Raw genomic sequence first — 211 nt, forward strand, 5'->3', positions numbered from 1 at the left:
CAACTGCGAGAGCACAACCAGTGCCACGGTTACGGTATCATCACCACCTTTTGAGTATGGTGCGGTGCTGGTGGATGGCGCCTTTGCCGACAGCCACACCATCGAGGTGACTGCGGTGGGTGAGGGTACCTACGTGTACCAACTGGACGACGGTCCGTTCCAAGACAGCAATATCTTTGAAAACGTATCGCCTGGGGGGCACACGGTGACC

1 pseudogene is annotated in these 211 nt (G+C 57.3%); it reads left to right on the forward strand.

From position 1 onward, the window contains the following. Positions 1-211: pseudogene (locus AEQU1_RS16250) on the forward strand (hypothetical protein); the annotation flags it as partial.

The organism is Aequorivita sp. CIP111184 (genome assembly GCF_900489465.1).
Lineage (GTDB): Bacteria > Bacteroidota > Bacteroidia > Flavobacteriales > Flavobacteriaceae > Aequorivita.